At 62.0% G+C, this 15488-nt stretch carries 18 protein-coding genes; 13 read left to right on the top strand and 5 right to left on the bottom strand.

Features of this window, described 5'->3' with window-relative positions:
- Window positions 1-44: 44 nt before the first annotated feature.
- Window positions 45-428 (bottom strand): VOC family protein, encoded by a 384-nt coding sequence (locus C8J98_RS05700; RefSeq protein WP_107911768.1) that lies wholly within the window; start codon window positions 426-428, stop codon window positions 45-47.
- A 130-nt stretch (window positions 429-558) separates the two neighbouring features.
- On the opposite strand from C8J98_RS05700, the gene C8J98_RS05695 reads away from it, so the two are divergent.
- The 9 genes from C8J98_RS05695 (at window position 559) to C8J98_RS05660 (ending at window position 7053) form a co-directional block, all read left to right on the top strand.
- A complete protein-coding gene (locus C8J98_RS05695; RefSeq protein WP_107911766.1) occupies window positions 559-1143 on the top strand; it encodes a hypothetical protein in 585 nt (194 codons plus the stop codon).
- A 93-nt stretch (window positions 1144-1236) separates the two neighbouring features.
- Window positions 1237-1596 carry a DUF6249 domain-containing protein gene (locus tag C8J98_RS22005; protein ID WP_158272610.1) on the top strand — a complete coding sequence of 120 codons (360 nt, stop codon included), beginning with the start codon at window positions 1237-1239 and terminating at the stop codon, window positions 1594-1596.
- 20 nt (window positions 1597-1616) lie between these two features.
- Window positions 1617-2150 (top strand): sigma-70 family RNA polymerase sigma factor, encoded by a 534-nt coding sequence (locus tag C8J98_RS22000; protein ID WP_158272609.1) that lies wholly within the window; start codon window positions 1617-1619, stop codon window positions 2148-2150.
- Window positions 2147-2461, top strand: coding sequence for a hypothetical protein (locus tag C8J98_RS05685; protein WP_107911762.1), 315 nt, complete (start codon window positions 2147-2149; stop codon window positions 2459-2461). The genes C8J98_RS22000 and C8J98_RS05685 overlap by 4 nt, the downstream gene beginning before the upstream one ends.
- A 341-nt stretch (window positions 2462-2802) precedes the next feature.
- Window positions 2803-3504: a 2OG-Fe(II) oxygenase gene (locus tag C8J98_RS05680; protein ID WP_107911761.1), complete on the top strand. Its 702-nt coding sequence runs from the start codon at window positions 2803-2805 to the stop codon at window positions 3502-3504.
- A 77-nt stretch (window positions 3505-3581) separates the two neighbouring features.
- Window positions 3582-4361, top strand: a complete 780-nt coding sequence (locus C8J98_RS05675) for a methyltransferase (RefSeq protein WP_233260122.1) — start codon at window positions 3582-3584, stop codon at window positions 4359-4361.
- 32 nt (window positions 4362-4393) lie between these two features.
- Window positions 4394-5572 (top strand): acyltransferase, encoded by a 1179-nt coding sequence (locus C8J98_RS05670; RefSeq protein WP_107911759.1) that lies wholly within the window; start codon window positions 4394-4396, stop codon window positions 5570-5572.
- Between the two features lie 14 nt (window positions 5573-5586).
- Window positions 5587-5976, top strand: coding sequence for a cupin domain-containing protein (locus C8J98_RS05665; RefSeq protein WP_107911757.1), 390 nt, complete (start codon window positions 5587-5589; stop codon window positions 5974-5976).
- Between the two features lie 117 nt (window positions 5977-6093).
- Window positions 6094-7053, top strand: coding sequence for an MBL fold metallo-hydrolase (locus tag C8J98_RS05660; RefSeq protein WP_107911755.1), 960 nt, complete (start codon window positions 6094-6096; stop codon window positions 7051-7053).
- Here the strand turns inward: C8J98_RS05660 and C8J98_RS05655 are convergent.
- Together C8J98_RS05655 and C8J98_RS05650 are read right to left on the bottom strand one after the other, a co-directional pair.
- Window positions 7046-8014, bottom strand: a complete 969-nt coding sequence (locus C8J98_RS05655; RefSeq protein WP_107911753.1) for a pyridoxamine 5'-phosphate oxidase family protein — start codon at window positions 8012-8014, stop codon at window positions 7046-7048. The two genes, C8J98_RS05660 and C8J98_RS05655, sit on opposite strands and share 8 nt — an antisense overlap.
- A 35-nt stretch (window positions 8015-8049) precedes the next feature.
- Window positions 8050-9831: an MOSC and FAD-binding oxidoreductase domain-containing protein gene (locus tag C8J98_RS05650; RefSeq protein ID WP_199229824.1), complete on the bottom strand. Its 1782-nt coding sequence runs from the start codon at window positions 9829-9831 to the stop codon at window positions 8050-8052.
- Between the two features lie 70 nt (window positions 9832-9901).
- Here C8J98_RS05650 and C8J98_RS05645 point away from each other — a divergent pair, with 70 nt between their 5' ends.
- Complete coding sequence (locus tag C8J98_RS05645; protein WP_107911751.1) at window positions 9902-10810, top strand: alpha/beta hydrolase; 909 nt, start codon at window positions 9902-9904, stop codon at window positions 10808-10810.
- A 30-nt stretch (window positions 10811-10840) separates the two neighbouring features.
- Here the strand turns inward: C8J98_RS05645 and C8J98_RS05640 are convergent, their stop codons facing one another.
- Window positions 10841-11479: an NAD(P)H-dependent oxidoreductase gene (locus C8J98_RS05640; RefSeq protein ID WP_199229823.1), complete on the bottom strand. Its 639-nt coding sequence runs from the start codon at window positions 11477-11479 to the stop codon at window positions 10841-10843.
- Window positions 11480-11535: 56 nt separating this feature from the next.
- On the opposite strand from C8J98_RS05640, the gene C8J98_RS05635 reads away from it, so the two are divergent.
- The 3 genes from C8J98_RS05635 (at window position 11536) to C8J98_RS05625 (ending at window position 13830) form a co-directional block, all read left to right on the top strand.
- Window positions 11536-12963, top strand: coding sequence for a PLP-dependent aminotransferase family protein (locus C8J98_RS05635; RefSeq protein WP_107911749.1), 1428 nt, complete (start codon window positions 11536-11538; stop codon window positions 12961-12963).
- A gap of 82 nt (window positions 12964-13045) precedes the next feature.
- A complete protein-coding gene (locus C8J98_RS05630) occupies window positions 13046-13498 on the top strand; it encodes a carboxymuconolactone decarboxylase family protein (RefSeq protein WP_107911747.1) in 453 nt (150 codons plus the stop codon).
- An 11-nt stretch (window positions 13499-13509) separates the two neighbouring features.
- Window positions 13510-13830 (top strand): multidrug efflux SMR transporter, encoded by a 321-nt coding sequence (locus C8J98_RS05625; protein WP_107911746.1) that lies wholly within the window; start codon window positions 13510-13512, stop codon window positions 13828-13830.
- Window positions 13831-13837: 7 nt separating this feature from the next.
- Here the strand turns inward: C8J98_RS05625 and C8J98_RS05620 are convergent, their stop codons facing one another.
- The gene (locus C8J98_RS05620) at window positions 13838-15463 is read right to left on the bottom strand and encodes a sorbosone dehydrogenase family protein (protein WP_158272608.1); all 1626 of its coding nucleotides are present in this window, start codon (window positions 15461-15463) and stop codon (window positions 13838-13840) included.
- Between the last annotated feature and the right edge of the window lie 25 nt (window positions 15464-15488).

The following is a 15488-nucleotide window of genomic DNA, read 5'->3' as shown; positions in this document are numbered from 1 at the left end:
TTTGCAATGGGGCAGGAGTCTAGCATGCCGTTCGACATCTGAAACTAGGGTGCGTGGAAGGCCGCCTCGATGTTATGGCCGTCCGGATCGAGGATGAAGCCGCCGTAGTAGCCGGCGCTGTAATGCGTGCGCGGCCCCGGCGGCCCGTTGTCGCGACCGCCCGCGTCCAGCGCGGCTTCGTGGAAGGCCCGGACGTCGTGCTGCGTCGTGACCCGAAAGGCCACGTGCACCGGCGGCTGGTTAGGTTCGCCCTTGTAGATCCAGAAGTCGGCCTTGCCATTTTCGCCAAAGCCGGCGACATCGGTTCGCCCGGTCACGGACGCGGGGATTTCCAGAAGCAGCTCATAGCCGATGGCTTTGAGCGTCGCCAGGTAAAAAGCCTTGCTTCGCTCGAAGTCGCGAACGTAGATGCCGATATGGTCGATCATGCGGAAGCCTGCACGAGTGGTTACGGTGCTTGCAGCTTAGCTGGATCCCGGCAGCCAATGCTCTGTCGGTAACGTGCGAACATGCCAGATAAGACCTGCCGGGAGGCAGGGCAGAGGGAAGTCTCAGACCGTGACCGCCGACCTGATCTACTCGCACATCCGCGTCGTGCTAAGCATCATCCTGGGCCTGGGCATCACGACCCTGCTCAAGGGCATCGCCTCGATCATCGAGCATCCCCGACGCTTCGGGTGGTCGTGGATCCACATGGGCTGGGTGGTCTGGGCACTCATCTCGATCATGACGTTCTGGTGGTGGGAAATCCGCCTTACCCAGGTGCCCGTGTGGACGTTCGGTTCCTACCTTTTCGTCCTGTGCTACTGCGCGTTGTACTTCATGATGTCGACCATGTTGTTCCCGACGGACGTACGCGAGTTCGGGAGCTACGAGAACTACGTTCTTCAAAGGCGAGGCTGGTTCTTTGGATTGATCGGCTTGCTGACGCTGATGGATCTTGTCGATACGTCGATCAAGGGCAGCGCACGCTGGCAGGTGCTGGGCGCGGCCTATATCGTCCATGCCGCCATCATGCTTGGCGTCGTCGTCCTGGGTCTGACGCAGAAGAGGCGGGGCGTCCAGCTGGCCCTTGCGCTGTTCACCCTGGCCTACCAGGTTTGCTACTTTGCCATCGAGTACTTCACGCTCTCGGTCGACTGAGCCGCGTTGGAGGGGGAGTGCATCCAAATCCCGGGCTGCCTGCCTCTAACTGGTACATGGCTACTTCAGCCAACCATCGAGACAGGATTACTTATGGACGGTGTCTACATCCCCATCATCGGCTTCCTCAGCATCGCAGCCATGTTCATCACGTTCTCCGTGCTGAACAGCTGGACCCAGTTCGAAGTGCAGCGGACGCTCCGCACCGCTCTGGAGAAGGGAGCGCCGCTGACATCGGAACTGGTCGCACAGATGGTCACGAACAAGTCATCGCGCAAGACGGACTTGCGCCGGGGTGTGATCATCATGTCCATCGGCGTGGCGGCACTGGTCGCGGGCCCGATTACAGGGAGCGTGCAGGAGTTCGCGACGGTCGCGGTGTTCCCGCTCTTCGTAGGGCTTGGCTTCCTGCTGGTGTGGAAGCTCGAGCGAAGGGACTCGACGAGCCATTAAGGGCAATGACCTGGATGTTGATGCCGAAGACAGACAGCGAGTTGATTTCCAGATTCCTTGCTGGGGACCAGCGCGCCTTTGCCGATCTGGTCAGGCGATACCAGTCACCCATCCGCCAGTTCCTGAGGCGGTTGGCGGCCGGTGACCACGCGCTGGCCGACGATATGGCGCAGGAAACGTTCCTCAAGATGTTCACCAGTCTCGCATCGTTCCGGGGTGACGCAGGTCTGTCGACCTGGCTTCACACCATCGCCTACCGGTGCTTTCTCAGGCACGTGGCCAGCCATTCGCGCCTTGAGTTCGTAGACGACGCGACCATGCCGGAAACGATGTCGGTGGCGCCGACCGCCATGTCGGACATCCTTGTGGAGCAGATGATGAAACACCTGAGCCTCAACGAGCGCCTGATGGTCACCCTGTCCGTTTCCGCCGGCATGAGTCACGCGGAGATTGCCGAGGTCACGCAGGCTCCGTTGGGCACCATCAAATCGCATATCAATCGCGCGAAGAAGAAGCTCGCGCGATTACTGGGTTCCGAGGAGGAATGCATATGACCGGCTTGCCACCGTTGGATAAGCTGCTTGCCTATGATCGCCATCTGGAGGGCGAGGCATTTACCCGGACGGTGATGAGCCGGGCTGCTCGCCGTAGCCACCGAGGATGGATCCTCGGTGGCTCGGCACTGCTTTCGTTCGCCGTCGTGATGGGTATCAAACCCGACAACTTCACGATGTTCGCGGACTTCCATCTTCCGCTTCACTTCCTGAGTGACGCCGCCGCTTCGGTGTCAGCCGGTGGTCTGATCGCGGCGTTGCTCGTCGCCGCTCTGGTGGTCGGTACCGGCAAGACCATCGACAGCATTTGACGGACGGCAGGCCTATGCGGCCTCACGATCCAGAAGGGCGCGCTCAGGAATGTCACGAAGTGCGTCCCAGACCATGCGCTGAAAGGGTGTGCCACGGAGGTCTAACGGTAGATCGAAACCGTCCCGAGGTGCCTCGACGAAAGCCTGGAAGCACGGAGATCATGCCTTTCCGGGTCGTGGCGACCAGCACCGAACCCAGGGACGACTCGCCGAGGGCAAACCCGATCTCTTCGGCTTCTGGACCGTCCGGGTCCGGCGTCCTCAGTTCGGGCCCGCAAGAATCGGAGTGTCAGCCCCGCGGTTTCGATGCGACCTTCCCGGCAATCCCGAGGAGGTTCTTCATGAAATTTGATATCGATTGGACCGCGGTGTCGGTCGAGCTCGACACCCACGGTTGGGCTGTCCTGCCGAACCTTCTGAGCGAAGCGCAATGCGACGGGGTTTCGAGGCTATACGAAGGTGGGCAGGGATTCCGAAGCCACGTGGTCATGGGCCGCCATGGTTTCGGCCGAGGGGAATATCGCTACTTCAGCTACCCCTTGCCACCGCTAGTCGAGGCGCTGCGGTCCTCGATCTATCCCCACCTCGCACCCCTGGCCAACCGTTGGCATGAGCGAATGGGGAAAACCGTCCGCTTTCCGCCCGCGCATGCCGCCTTTATCCAGCGCTGCCATGAGGCAGGTCAGGTGCGACCGACCCCGTTGTTGTTGCAGTACGGGCCGGACGACTACAACTGCCTGCACCAGGATTTGTATGGGGAGCACGTTTTTCCGCTGCAGCTGGCCGTCTTGCTTTCCGAGCCGGGTAAGGACTTCGCGGGCGGCGAGTTCGTCATCACCGAGCAGCGTCCGCGGATGCAGACCCGGGTGGCCGTTGTGCCCTTGCAGAAAGGCGACGCTGTTCTCTTCGCGGTCAACAGCCGGCCGGTAAGCGGTGTCCGGGGCGACTACCAGGTCAAGCTGCGTCACGGCGTCAGTCGCCTGCGGACGGGGCACAGGCACACCCTTGGTGTAATTTTTCATGATGCAGGCCGGTCTTCCTGACTGCGCCACGCCTGCGAAAGGGATACCTTTAGCATCGCTCCAATCCTGATTCCACCGACCAGAAAGGAAGACCAGGTATGAAATCAGCCTTTTATCTCGCGGCGACCGCCGCCGCCCTGTTCTCGGTAGCCGCCGCCGCGAAGACGCCGCTACCCGCCACCAGCGCCTCCATCGCCGCCGCCGTCGCCGATTCGCATCGACCCGAAAAGGACACCCAGCAGGATGCGGTGCGTCGGCCGGCGGACCTGGTCGCCTTCTCCAAGGTCAAGCCAGGCGACGTCGTCATGGACGTGTGGCCGGGCGGCGGTTACTGGACCCGGCTCTTCTCCCCGATCGTGGGAGCCAAGGGCAAGGTTTACGCTTATGTTCCCGCTGAGATCGCGAGCTTCAAGACCGATCCCGTCGCCGTGGCGAAAGCACTCGCCGCCGAGCCCGGACGTACCAACGTAGAAGCCATCTCCGATCCGATCGCCCAGCAACCGGCGCCATCGGCGTTCAATACCTTCGATGTCATCTGGACGTTCGAGAACTATCACGACCTCCACGACAGCTTCATGAAGGGGGCGAGCGTGGACGGGTTCAATCAGGCCGTCTTCAAGCTCCTCAAGCCCGGCGGTTATTTCGTGGTCGTCGACCATGCCTCCGCGCCGGGGGCGGGCTTGAAGAATACGGAAGACCTGCACCGGATCGATCCGGCGACGGTGAAGGCTGAGGTCGAGAAGGCCGGGTTCGTCCTCGACGCAGAGTCCACGTTGCTCGCCAGTTCGGCAGACGATCACACCCTGAAGATTTTCGACCCCGCGGTTAAGGGCAAGACCGATCGTTTCATGCTTCGCTTCAAGAAGCCGGCGAAGTAAAGTTGCGATTCGTTGACAGGGAGGGCAACACGATGAACAGCAGAAACCTTTACATCGACATGCTGCGCGGCGTGTCCATCGTGATGGTGATGCTGTTGCATTACTCCCTGTCGTACCGCTTGCACTCAGCTCCGCTGAACCAGTGGATTTCCGTGCCGGCCCTTCGCGCCATCTTCCTCAATGGAAACTACGGCGTTTCGGTGTTCTTCGTGATCTCGGGCTTCCTGATCACCACGAACATCGTCCGTCGTTACGGATCGTTGGCCGGCACCGACATCGTGCACTTCTACAAGCTTCGCCTGTTCCGCCTTTATCCCTCGGTGGCGCTCGCCCTGGTAATCATCACCGTGCTTGGCCTGGCCGGCCTTTCCAATTTCTCCAACGTGAACAAACACGAGGACTTCGGTAACGGGTTCTTCGTTATCGCCAATCTCTCGGTGCTCACGTTCTGGCACAACATCCTCATGGAGCGGGTGGGTTACTTCAACTACGCCATGAACATCTACTGGTCGCTGTCGGTGGAGGAAGTGTTCTACCTGCTTTATCCGTTGGTGCTGGTAGTGGCGCGCCGCCGATGGCAGCTCGTGCTGCTGGCGTGCGCGGCTATCGTCGTTGGGCCTGCATACCGCTGGATACACAGCGACGATGAGTTGTTCTTCATGTACGGCAATCTTGCCTGCGTGGACATGCTGGTCTTCGGTTGTGCCGCTGCTGTCGCTGCCAACCTTGTTACGTGGACCCCGCCTGTGCGCCGCGTGCTCGCGGTGCTCGGTTTCGTCGCGATGGGATGGGTATACATGCGGGGGATCGGTGGCAACGAGGCATTCGGCGCGACCCAGCTCGGCCTTGCCGCGGCGATCTTCCTCGTGGCCGTATCACGCCTGCCGCCAGGCAAGCTGGCACGTCGCGCCGGTCGCCCACTGGCCTGGCTCGGCTCGCACAGCTACGAGCTCTACCTTTTCCATATCGTCGTCCTTGGGGTCATGGTCGAGCTGGTACCCAGGGCGGCGATGACACCGGAGCGCAAGCTACCCATGCTTGCGCTGTTCCTCGTTCTCTCCGCGGCGTTCGCCTGGGGCGTGGCACGGTTCTTCGGCGACCCGCTCAATCGTCGCCTCCGTGCGCGGTTCGTCCGCCGGAAGGTGGACGCTTCAAGAACAGCCGAGCCATCGCAGGTAGGCTTCGAGCAAGGGCAGACCCCATTTACATGATCTAGGAGATTGTCATGCGTCGATTCAGATCAACGGTGTGCGGCCTGGTGGCGATGGCCGGCGTGCTGATCGGTACAAGCGCCCAGGCCGACAAGCGCACGCAGCTCTCGCAGAACGACCTGAGCATTCCCGGCTGGGAAGAAATCCAGATGCGCGTCGACCTCGATCCCGGGCACATCGCGGCGAATCATCGCCACCCGGGTGAAGAGATCATCTACGTCGTTGAAGGCACGATCGAATACGACCTGGAAGGCAAGCCCCCCGCAACGCTTAAAGCGGGCGATGTGATTTTCGTTCCCAAAGGCGTCGTTCACAGCGCGAAGAACGTGGGCAAGACGAATGCGGCGGAAATCGGTACCTATATCGTGCCCAAGGGCCAGCCGCTGCTCGAATGGGTGAAGTAGGGCGGCGACACAGGCCAGGAAGACCACGCCGGCCGGATTGCACAAGAATTCGGCCGGGGCAGGGCGCTGAATAGGAAGCCTTCGGCGACAGCTTCGTCGCCATGACGGAGACAGCGCATGAAACGCAGTCCGCTTCAGAGCATCCTCATCGATTCCGCCGCGATGTTGGCCGTCGTGGTCGGCGCCACCAGCGGCGTGGCCTGGGCGGATGGTCCTGCCAAGCCGGTCAGTCCGGTCATCATGATCAATAAGGCCGCGGTCACGGCGCAGATCGACACCACGCCATTGCGTGGTTCGCTCAGCATGCTGTCCGGATCCGGCGGGAACATTACCGTGCTGACCGGCAAGCAGGGCAAGCTCATGGTCGACGCTGGTATCGCTGTGTCCCGGCCGCGGATCGAGGCGGCGCTGGCGGCGATCAGTAGTGCCCCGATCAAATACCTCATTAACACCCATTACCACTGGGATCACACCGATGGAAATCCCTGGGTACGTGACGACGGTGCGATCATCATCGCCACGGCCGGCACCGTGAAGCGCGTTTCGACAGCGACCCGAGTCGACGATTGGGACTTTACGTTTCCGGCGCTCCCCGCACGGGCCGTTCCGACCGAGGTGCTGACAGCCAACAAGACCTACCACTTCGACGGCCAGACGGTCGAGGTCAGGTTGCTCGACCCGTCGCACACCGATACCGACCTGTACGTCGTCTTCAAGGAGGCCAATGTCGCCTCGCTGGGTGATCTTTTCTGGAACGGCGTCTACCCGTTTATCGACAATGAGAACGGCGGCGGGATCGACGGCATGATCAAGTCCGATGACGCGATCCTTGCCACGCTGAATGACGATGTGATCCTGGTGCCCGGTCACGGCCCCGTGGGCAACAAGAAACAGTTTCGTGATTTTCGCGACATGCTTGCCGGTGTCCGTGACAAGGTGTCCGCGCTGAAGAAGCAGGGGAAGTCACGTGACGAGGTGGTCGCGGCCAAGCCCACCGCTCAATACGACGCGGTCTACGGGCACTTCGTGATCGATCCGGACTTCTTCACGCGTATCGTCTACGACGGGCTCAGATAGCTTCCCAGGTCCCCATGTCCAGCGAGTCCGGCGACCATCCGTCCTCGAACAGCATCCACCGTTGCCGTAGCGCCTTACGGCGACGGACGATGCGACGCGGAACGAATTGCCAGTACTGCTCGGCCAGGACGAACGTCGCGTCGCCATGCGATCCGAACCGGACATCGCCGGTCATCTGAAGCACGTCTCCGGTGCGGAAGTCCGCGCACCAAAGCCCCGCGCGGGGATTTAGCAGGAAGTTACCGAGCGTGTTGTAGAACGTGTTGCCCGGGAACTCAGGCACGGTCAGGACCCCATCGGGTTCGACGCGCATGAAGCCGGGAAGGCCGCCCCGGTGGGAGACGTCGACCTGGCGCTCGTCGCCCTCGCGGTCGACGTAGGAGGCGACGAAGAACGTGTCGCTCGAGGCAATCATGGCGCGTGCGTGCTCGTCGAGCGCAGGCAATTCCTCGGCAATGACGGCTGAAAGATCGTCCGCCGTCGATACGAACGCCGCCGCCCTTGCCTGGATGTACTTTGGGCAATTGCCATAACTCTGCTCGATCGCCAGCCGGAATACGCCCGAAGACCGGCGCCCGATATGGCCGTTCAAGCGAAGACGCCGGCGTGTTGCCAGATCGATACCGATCATGCCGATGGCATCGCCCTGTTCGAGTCCTTGGTCTACGGGGTCCGAAGCGTCTCGTTCCACCGTGACATCGAGCGCGAACGCGCCGTGCGCTGCCAGAAACCCGGGATCCCCTTCGATCATGGTGGCCCAGGGCGCACCGTTCGTGTCGACGCTTCCGATCACCGCATATGACAGGCGGGCATAGAACGCCTGTTGCATCGCGCCGAGGTTGTTTCGAAAGATTCGGACATCCAGGCCGGCCAGCGTGTCGTCCACGCCTGCGCGATGCTGCATCTCGCGTTCACCGGCGTGCCAGGTCGCAGCAAGCTTCGAGCGATCCGGATCAGGCACGACGCACTCCAGGGTGGTCGACGCGTTTCATAGTCTCAGAGTTCCAGTTCCACGTCGCTCGACGGTAATGAGCAGCAAATCAGGATACGCCCCTCCGCGGGAGCCTGGAGCGGTTCGGTGACGTAGGAGACGCCGCCATCGACCATGGATGTCTCACAGTTGTGACAGACACCCGAACGGCAGGCCCATCGAACCGGCACATTGCAGGCCTCGGCGAGCTCCAGCAGGCTGGCGTATCGGGCATCCCAATGCACCGTCAGGCCGCTGCGGACGAAGGTGACGAGTGTGCCCTCGGTCGCGGCGTTGCCTGGCGGATGGGGTGGCCGGGACAGAGGGTCCACGAGCCCGGGGCGAAGGGCTTCCACGCCACCGAACAGTTCGGATGAGATGCTGGCGTCCGCAAATCCGGCGGCGCGCAGGCTGGTGCGTGCTTCCTCCATGAAGACCGTGGGGCCGCAGAGGTAGACATGGGCATTGATCGGGACGCCAAGGCCTTGCAGCAACGCCATGGTGATCCGGCCCTGCACGTCATAGTCGCGACCCATGTTGTCCGCGGCGTGTGGCTGGCTGAAGGCGATGAGCCGGACCGCTGAACCAAGCTGCTTGAGCAGGCCGTCCACTTCAGCGGCAAACGCGTTCTCATCGCCGCTTCTGGCTCCGTGAACCCAATACACCTTCCGCAAAGGAGATGCTGGTCTGGCGGCCAGTTCGTGCAACATCGCCAGAACCGGGGTGATCCCGATACCGGCGCTCCAGAAAACCAGGGGATGGTCATCGGTTTCAAGGCAGAAGCTGCCCCGCGGCGCACTGATGCTCAGGCGATCGCCCTCCTTGACCTGGGTATGCAGGTACGCGCTTCCCTCGCCACCGGCTCGCCTTACTGAGAAACGGTAGTGACCGGGCGTGCTGGCATCGGACAGCGAGTAACTCCGCACGAGCGGCGCCTGCGGAGGTGGCGGTGTCAGCCTGACCACGATGAACTGGCCAGCGCGAGCGGGAGGAAGGGGCTGTCCCTCAGTTGCCTCGAGGACAAAGGAGCGGACCGTCGCGTTCTCCATGCGTGCCGAGCGGACCAGCACGTCGCGAAAGCCGCTCCAGGCAGGGCCCTCGCTGGAGGCTGCCGGAGCAAGCATCGACGCCAGCGATTCTCGCCAAGCCGTGCTCAGGGCAGGCACCTTGACCGCGCGCTCCAGCGCGTCTCGCGGATGGGCGTTCAGATAGAGCAGAGCGTCAATCTCGGTGACGCTGACATCGCTGCCGGAGCGCTCCCTGGTGATGGCTTCGCCGGCTTCGATACGCCCTTCTTCGATCACGCGGCAATAGAATCCCGGCCGCTTATGCGACACCAGCAGGGATGGCATGCGCGGCTCCTGCATTCGAAGCCCCACGCGGTAGCAGGTGACGCGCGGCTGTGTCACTTCCAGAAGAGCTTCGCCGATGCGGAAACGGTCGCCAATGCAGACCTCGGTATCAGGCAAACCGTCGACGGTGAGATTCTCACCGAACGAGCCCCATTCCATCGGCGGCCTGCCCAGGAACGCCTCCCAGTACCGGTACGAATCGACCTGGTAGACCATCACGGCGCGGTGCTCTCCGCCGTGACCGGCGAGGTCGCCCTGGCCATCGCCGTCGATGTTGAGCCGCCGCACCATGACAGGGCCTCCGATGGGTGCCTTCCATACGCCGGTGTGGATCACCTGACCCTGCCAGGGAACATCCTTCGGGAGCCCGACATTCACGGAGATCAGCATGGCCACGATCGGTACCTCGTCGGGCGGATTCGCGAGAATCTTATCGTGCGATTCGGCAAAAAACACGCGGGCGGACAATCCGTCCGCGCCGGAAGACCGTAGGGTGAAACGCTATACAGCCCGGAGATCCGTGTCCATGAATGCGCAAGCCAACCCCGCAGCGAGCGCCGCGCCGGTCGTGGTCCACCACCGTTTCGCCACGATCGACGGATTGAAGATTTTCTACCGTGAGGCTGGCCCTGCAGATGGCCCGGTGGTATTGCTTCTCCACGGATTCCCGACCTCGTCGCACATGTTCCGCAACCTCATTCCGCTGCTCGCCGATCGCTATCACGTCATCGCGCCCGACTATCCGGGTTATGGCCAGAGCGACATGCCCGATCCTTCGAAATACGCTTATACCTTCGATGGCTTTGGCGACGTCGTGGAGAAGCTGTTGGGACAGCTGAACGTGACATCGTTTGCGATGTACGTGATGGACTATGGCGCACCTGTCGGTTGGCGGCTTTTCCTGAAGGCGCCGGAACGGATAACAGCGCTCATCATCCAGAACGGAAACGCATACGACGAGGGCCTGAAGACGTTCTGGGATCCCATCAAGGTCTACTGGAATGACGGCAGCAAGGCGAGCAGGGATGCGCTGCTCGGCCTTGTTTCGCTCGAAACGACCATTTTCCAGTACACCGATGGTGTCGACGACAAGACGCGGATTTCCCCCGACAACTGGGTGCACGACCAGGCGCTGCTGGATCGCCCGATGAATGCAGACGTACAGATGGATGTCATGTACGACTACCGGACCAACCTGCCGCTGTATCCCGCCGTGCAGGAGCTGTTTCGTAAACATCAGCCGCCGGCTTTAATCGTTTGGGGAGAGCGCGATTTCATCTTTCCCGCCGATGGCGCGCACCCGTACAAGCGCGACCTTCAGGACCTCGAGTTCCATCTGATCCCGACGGGGCATTTCGCCCTGGAAGATCGTGCTGACGAGATGGTGCCGCTGATTCGGGATTTCCTCGATCGGAAGGTCGGCAACGTGAAATAGCGCTGGCGGGGACACGCCCGATGGCCGGAATCAGCTCGCCTGCGTCTCGATACCCAGGATGGAGAAGTGATCTTGTAGCTCCGCTTCCGTGGCGCTCCTGGTCTCGGCGACGACTGCCTCCGGCGCTCCGGTGCCCTGGACCGAGAAGAAGGTCAGGTCGTGTAGGCCGATCATCGCCAGGATAGTCGTGATATAGGGCGTCAGGAAGTCGGGTTGGCGTGCACGCTCACCGGAAAAGCGGCCACCGGAAGCCACCGCGATATAGACGGGGCGGTCGCGCAGCGTGCCAACCTTTCCCGCGGCCGTCATATCGAAAGTCCGCCGGGCACGAACGACGTGGTCGAGCCACGCCTTCAGCGCGGAAGGCACGGTCAGATTGTGCATGGGCGTGCCGATGACGACGACGTCCGCGCTCTCGAGCTCTTTGACCAGTATCTCGGAGAGCGCCATGGATCCCTCTTGCGACACGTCGTGCAACGACGCCTGGGAGATCGCGTAGTCCATGTCCACATGGGGAATGGAACCATCGCCGATCACTCGATTCGTCACCACGGCCGCTGGCTCGCGCTGACGCAGCAACCCGATGATCTTGCAGGATAGCTGGTAGCTCTCGGCCACTTCGCCGCGGGGACTGCAACTTACATGGAGGATTTTCATCATGAAAGTCATGCTACGCGTCACGTGGCCTAGACCAAAGAGCCATGAATGGAGTAAATAACTGGGCCATGGCCACCTCAAGACCCAGTTATATCGGACCGTTGGATACCGACGCGGTGTCGCCTTATTACAGGCAGATCTACGATCGTTTCTGCGACGCCATTGTCGGCGGCGTATTGAAACCTGGCGATCGCGTCCCGTCGGCGCGTGCACTGGCCGACGAACTCGGACTGGCAAGGGGCACGATCGATGCCGCCTACTCCTTGCTAGTAGCCGAGGGATACATCCAGGCCCGCGGCCAGGCCGGTTCCATCGTGACGCCTGACCTCAAGCCCAGGCCATCCGTCGAGGCGGCAGACAAGGCGCCGCCCCCAATCCGCGTCGTTGCGAACACCTTCCGCCCGGATTCGATACGGCCCTTCCAGATGGGCTTACCGGCCCTGGATGCTTTCCCTCGCAAGGTATGGGCACGACTCGGCGCGCGTTGCGCACGGGAGATGCAGCCCTCCGACATGGTTCACCCGGCGGTGCATGGCCTGCCTGAGTTGCGATCCCAGATAGCCGCCTATCTGCAGGTATCGCGTGGCATCGCCTGCACGCCGTCGCAGGTATTCGTCACCTCCGGCTACCGCCATACGCTGTCGTTGATCGCGCAGGCGCTGTTGAAAGCGGGAGACAAGGTCTGGACAGAGGACCCCGGTTACCCGCCATCACGGGAACTGCTCGGTCATATGCGGATCGCTTCGGTGCCAGTTCCCGTCGACCGGGATGGCATGGTCGTATCCGAGGGTTTGCGCGAAGCACCGCGCGCACGCGCGGCGATTGTCACCCCTGCACACCAGAGCCCGCTCTGCGTTTCCTTGTCGCTTGCCCGGCGATGGGCCTTGCTGGACTGGGCAACGCGAAACCAGGCATGGATCATCGAGGACGACTACGACGGCGAGTACCGCTATGTCAGCCGACCGTTGCCGGCGCTGAAGAGCCTGGACAGGGAAGGGCGCGTGCTCTACGCAGGAACCTTCAGCAAGGTGCTATTCCCGAGTATTCGCCTTGCGTATCTGGTAGTACCGGAGGCCCAGGTCGAACGCTTCGAAGAAGTCAGCCAGGTTTTTGCCGGCGGCAGTCCGTCGCTGACGCAGGCCATCGTTTCGGCCTTTATCAAGGAAGGTCATTTCGCAAGGCACATTCAACGGACGCGAAAGCTGTATGGAGAACGGCGTGACGCAACGGCTGCCGGACTGGAGGGCGTGCTGGGTAAATACGTGAGCGTGGATTCCCAGCCCGGCGGCATGCACCTCATCCTGCGGTTGTCGGCCCGGCGCTCCGACCGCCGGTTGGTGGCGCGTATGCTCGAAGCCGGCCTCTACGCCGAAGCGTTGAGCGACTGGACCGTGCGTCGCGAGGGCGCCTCGGCATTGCTCCTCAACTTCACGAATGTCGATTCGCAGGCGAGAGCCGAGAGCCTGGGCAAGCGCATACTGAATATCATGGCCTAGTACGGAACACGATACTTGGATCTTCTTGGGTGATCCAAGTTGCGCGAGCATGGCATCCTCATCAACGACATGAAGACCCGCCATGACTCAGCGCATCGACTATTCCAAAGCATCCCCAGAAGGTTACAAGGCGTTCGGTGGTGTATACGTCACTCTCCTCAAGGGCAGCCTGCCCAAGGCACTTATCGACCTGGTCTACCTGCGCGTGTCGCAGATCAACGGCTGCGCGTTCTGCATCGACATGCATACGCGTGACCTGCTCAAGTCCGGCATCGAGGTGGAAAAGCTCGTCCTGGTGCCGGTATGGCACGACGCCGGTAACGTGTTCAGTGTCCGCGAGAAGAAGGCGCTCGCCTGGGCTGAAACGGTGACCAACGTGTCGGCCAACGGTGTGCCCGACGCCGACTATGAAGCCGTGGCCGGCGAGTTCAATGCGGCGGAGCTTGCCGACCTGACCTATGCGATCGGCCTTATGAATGCCTTCAACCGGTTCGGGGTCGCCTTCCGGTCGACACCCGCTGCCAAGAACTTCTGAGGACCGCCGATATGGCCTGGACCTTGCTCGGACTGGCAGGCGTGCTGGAAATCGCCTTTGCTTTCTTCCTGAAGTCTTCGGTCGGTTTTACCCGGTGGTTGCCCGCCGTGCTTACGGTAGTGACCGGGTTGTCGAGCGTCGTTCTTCTTTCGATCTCGCTGCGCACGCTGCCGGTGGGAACCGGCTATGCGGTGTGGACGGGCATCGGTGCGGCGGGTACGGCAATCATCGGCGTCGCTTTCCTCGGCGATTCGGCGGCACCCATGCGGCTGCTTTGTATCGCACTTATTCTGGGCGGTGTTATCGGCCTGAAGATGGTGTCGGCTGGCTAACGCTGTCTCACGGCTTCTTATAGCTCACGCGCCAGATGCTGTTCGAACCGTCGTCACTCACGAGCAGGGAGCCGTCGCCCGCGGCGGTCACCCCGACAGGCCGACCCCACACCTGCCCGTTGGGCAGCACAAAGCCGGTGAGGAAGTCCTGGTACTCGCCGGTGGCCCGATTGCCGCCATGGCGTGGCACACGAATCACTTCGTATCCGCCGCGTGCCGATCGATTCCAGGACCCGTGCTCCGCCGCGAAGATGTCATTGCGATACTCGGCGGGAAACTGGTCGCCGGTGTAGAACATCAGTTGCAGCGAGGCATTGTGCGGATTGAGCAGCACGTCCGGCACGATGGTCTTGCTCGCCAGCTCCGGATGCTTGCCTGCGTGGCGTGGGTCCTGGTGGGCGCCGATGTACCACCACGGCCAACCGTAGAACCCGCCTTCCTGCACATGCGTGATGTAGTCGGGCACGAGGTTGTCGCCGAGTCCGTCGCGCTCATTCACGGAGCACCACAGATCGCCGGTCTTCGGATCGATGGCAAGGCCGACGGCATTGCGTATGCCGGACGCATAGACGTGCATGTCCGAGCCGTCGGGACGAAGCACCAGGATATCTGCGCGGAGCTTCTCTGCCGGCGTGGTGTCCGGATCATCGACGTTGGAAGCCGAACCGACCGATACGTACATGCGCTTGTCGTCGGGCGAGAAACCCACGTCGCGCGTAGAGTGTCCACCCGCCGGCAGATCGACGATGTGCTCGGGCTTGGCTGTCGCCTGCAGGTCGCCGTCCTTATAGGAAAAGCGCACTACCTCGTCGGTATTGCCGATATAGACCCATTTCGGGCTCGGGCCGGCCGGGTAGAAAGCGATGCCGAACGGCTTGTTGAGGCCACTGGCGAAAACGTGCGTTTCCTTTGGATGGCCGTCCGCGGTAATGCCGCGGAACATCGTGATACGCCCAGCGCGCGTCTCGGCAACGAAGACATCACCATTGGGGGCCGTGCGCAGCAATCGTGGGTTATCGAGTCCGTTGGCAAACAATTCCACCTTGAACCCCGGGGGCGCCTTGGGCCATGCGTCGGATGGACGTTGCACCAGCTGCGGGGAGTTGCCTGCAGATTCGGTGGCAAAGGGCGCGGGCAGGTCGGTCACGCTGATCTTGCGGGTGGTCCCAGGTGATTCGTAACGGAAATCGGTGAACGGTGCCTTCGGCGCCGGCCAATGGCCAGGCACGTCAGGGGCGGTTGCGACGGGGGCAACCGGCCTGTTTGCGGTCGCGTCGAGCGACTGCGCAAAGCTCACCAGGTTCCAGCGCTCTTGCTCGGGCAGGGCGTTCCAGGCAGGCATGCCGCCGTTGACGTTCCCCTTGCTGATGAACCAGAAAAGAGCACCGGGAGATGCGCCCTTCACCTTGCTACTCGCCAGTGGCGGCACGTTGCCGTTGCCTTGTGCCGACGCACCGTGACAAGCCGCGCAATGCGCGGCATACGATGCCTTGCCCGCATCGATGCCGTTTGCCTGGGTCGCGAACGGGTTACGCACAGTATCGGTCGACGGTGGTGCGTCGTGGAAACGCGCTTCGGCGGCCTGGGCGAATGCATGGAATGGAGCGCTTGCACCGAGGACTGCGCTGAGCATGGCCACGCCTGTGGCGAGCCTTCCG

The organism is Luteibacter sp. OK325 (assembly GCF_003050935.1).
Classification (GTDB): domain Bacteria; phylum Pseudomonadota; class Gammaproteobacteria; order Xanthomonadales; family Rhodanobacteraceae; genus Luteibacter.
Note: the sequence above shows the minus strand (reverse complement) of the source record. Positions and strands in the feature narration are given on the sequence as shown.

Bases quoted from the DNA above. Each gene is read 5' to 3' on its own strand.
- C8J98_RS22005 (WP_158272610.1), top strand. From the start codon at position 1,237: ATGGACGGTGTCTACATCCCCATCATCGGCTTCCTCAGCATCGCAGCC.
- C8J98_RS05700 (WP_107911768.1), bottom strand. From the start codon at position 428: ATGATCGACCATATCGGCATCTACGTTCGCGACTTCGAGCGAAGCAAG.
- C8J98_RS05645 (WP_107911751.1), top strand. From the start codon at position 9,902: ATGAATGCGCAAGCCAACCCCGCAGCGAGCGCCGCGCCGGTCGTGGTC.
- C8J98_RS05620 (WP_158272608.1), bottom strand. From the start codon at position 15,463: ATGCTCAGCGCAGTCCTCGGTGCAAGCGCTCCATTCCATGCATTCGCC.
- C8J98_RS05675 (WP_233260122.1), top strand. From the start codon at position 3,582: ATGAAATCAGCCTTTTATCTCGCGGCGACCGCCGCCGCCCTGTTCTCG.
- C8J98_RS05625 (WP_107911746.1), top strand. From the start codon at position 13,510: ATGGCCTGGACCTTGCTCGGACTGGCAGGCGTGCTGGAAATCGCCTTT.
- C8J98_RS05640 (WP_199229823.1), bottom strand. From the start codon at position 11,479: ATGACTTTCATGATGAAAATCCTCCATGTAAGTTGCAGTCCCCGCGGC.
- C8J98_RS05665 (WP_107911757.1), top strand. From the start codon at position 5,587: ATGCGTCGATTCAGATCAACGGTGTGCGGCCTGGTGGCGATGGCCGGC.
- C8J98_RS05635 (WP_107911749.1), top strand. From the start codon at position 11,536: ATGGCCACCTCAAGACCCAGTTATATCGGACCGTTGGATACCGACGCG.
- C8J98_RS05680 (WP_107911761.1), top strand. From the start codon at position 2,803: ATGAAATTTGATATCGATTGGACCGCGGTGTCGGTCGAGCTCGACACC.
- C8J98_RS05660 (WP_107911755.1), top strand. From the start codon at position 6,094: ATGAAACGCAGTCCGCTTCAGAGCATCCTCATCGATTCCGCCGCGATG.
- C8J98_RS22000 (WP_158272609.1), top strand. From the start codon at position 1,617: ATGCCGAAGACAGACAGCGAGTTGATTTCCAGATTCCTTGCTGGGGAC.
- C8J98_RS05685 (WP_107911762.1), top strand. From the start codon at position 2,147: ATGACCGGCTTGCCACCGTTGGATAAGCTGCTTGCCTATGATCGCCAT.
- C8J98_RS05670 (WP_107911759.1), top strand. From the start codon at position 4,394: ATGAACAGCAGAAACCTTTACATCGACATGCTGCGCGGCGTGTCCATC.
- C8J98_RS05630 (WP_107911747.1), top strand. From the start codon at position 13,046: ATGACTCAGCGCATCGACTATTCCAAAGCATCCCCAGAAGGTTACAAG.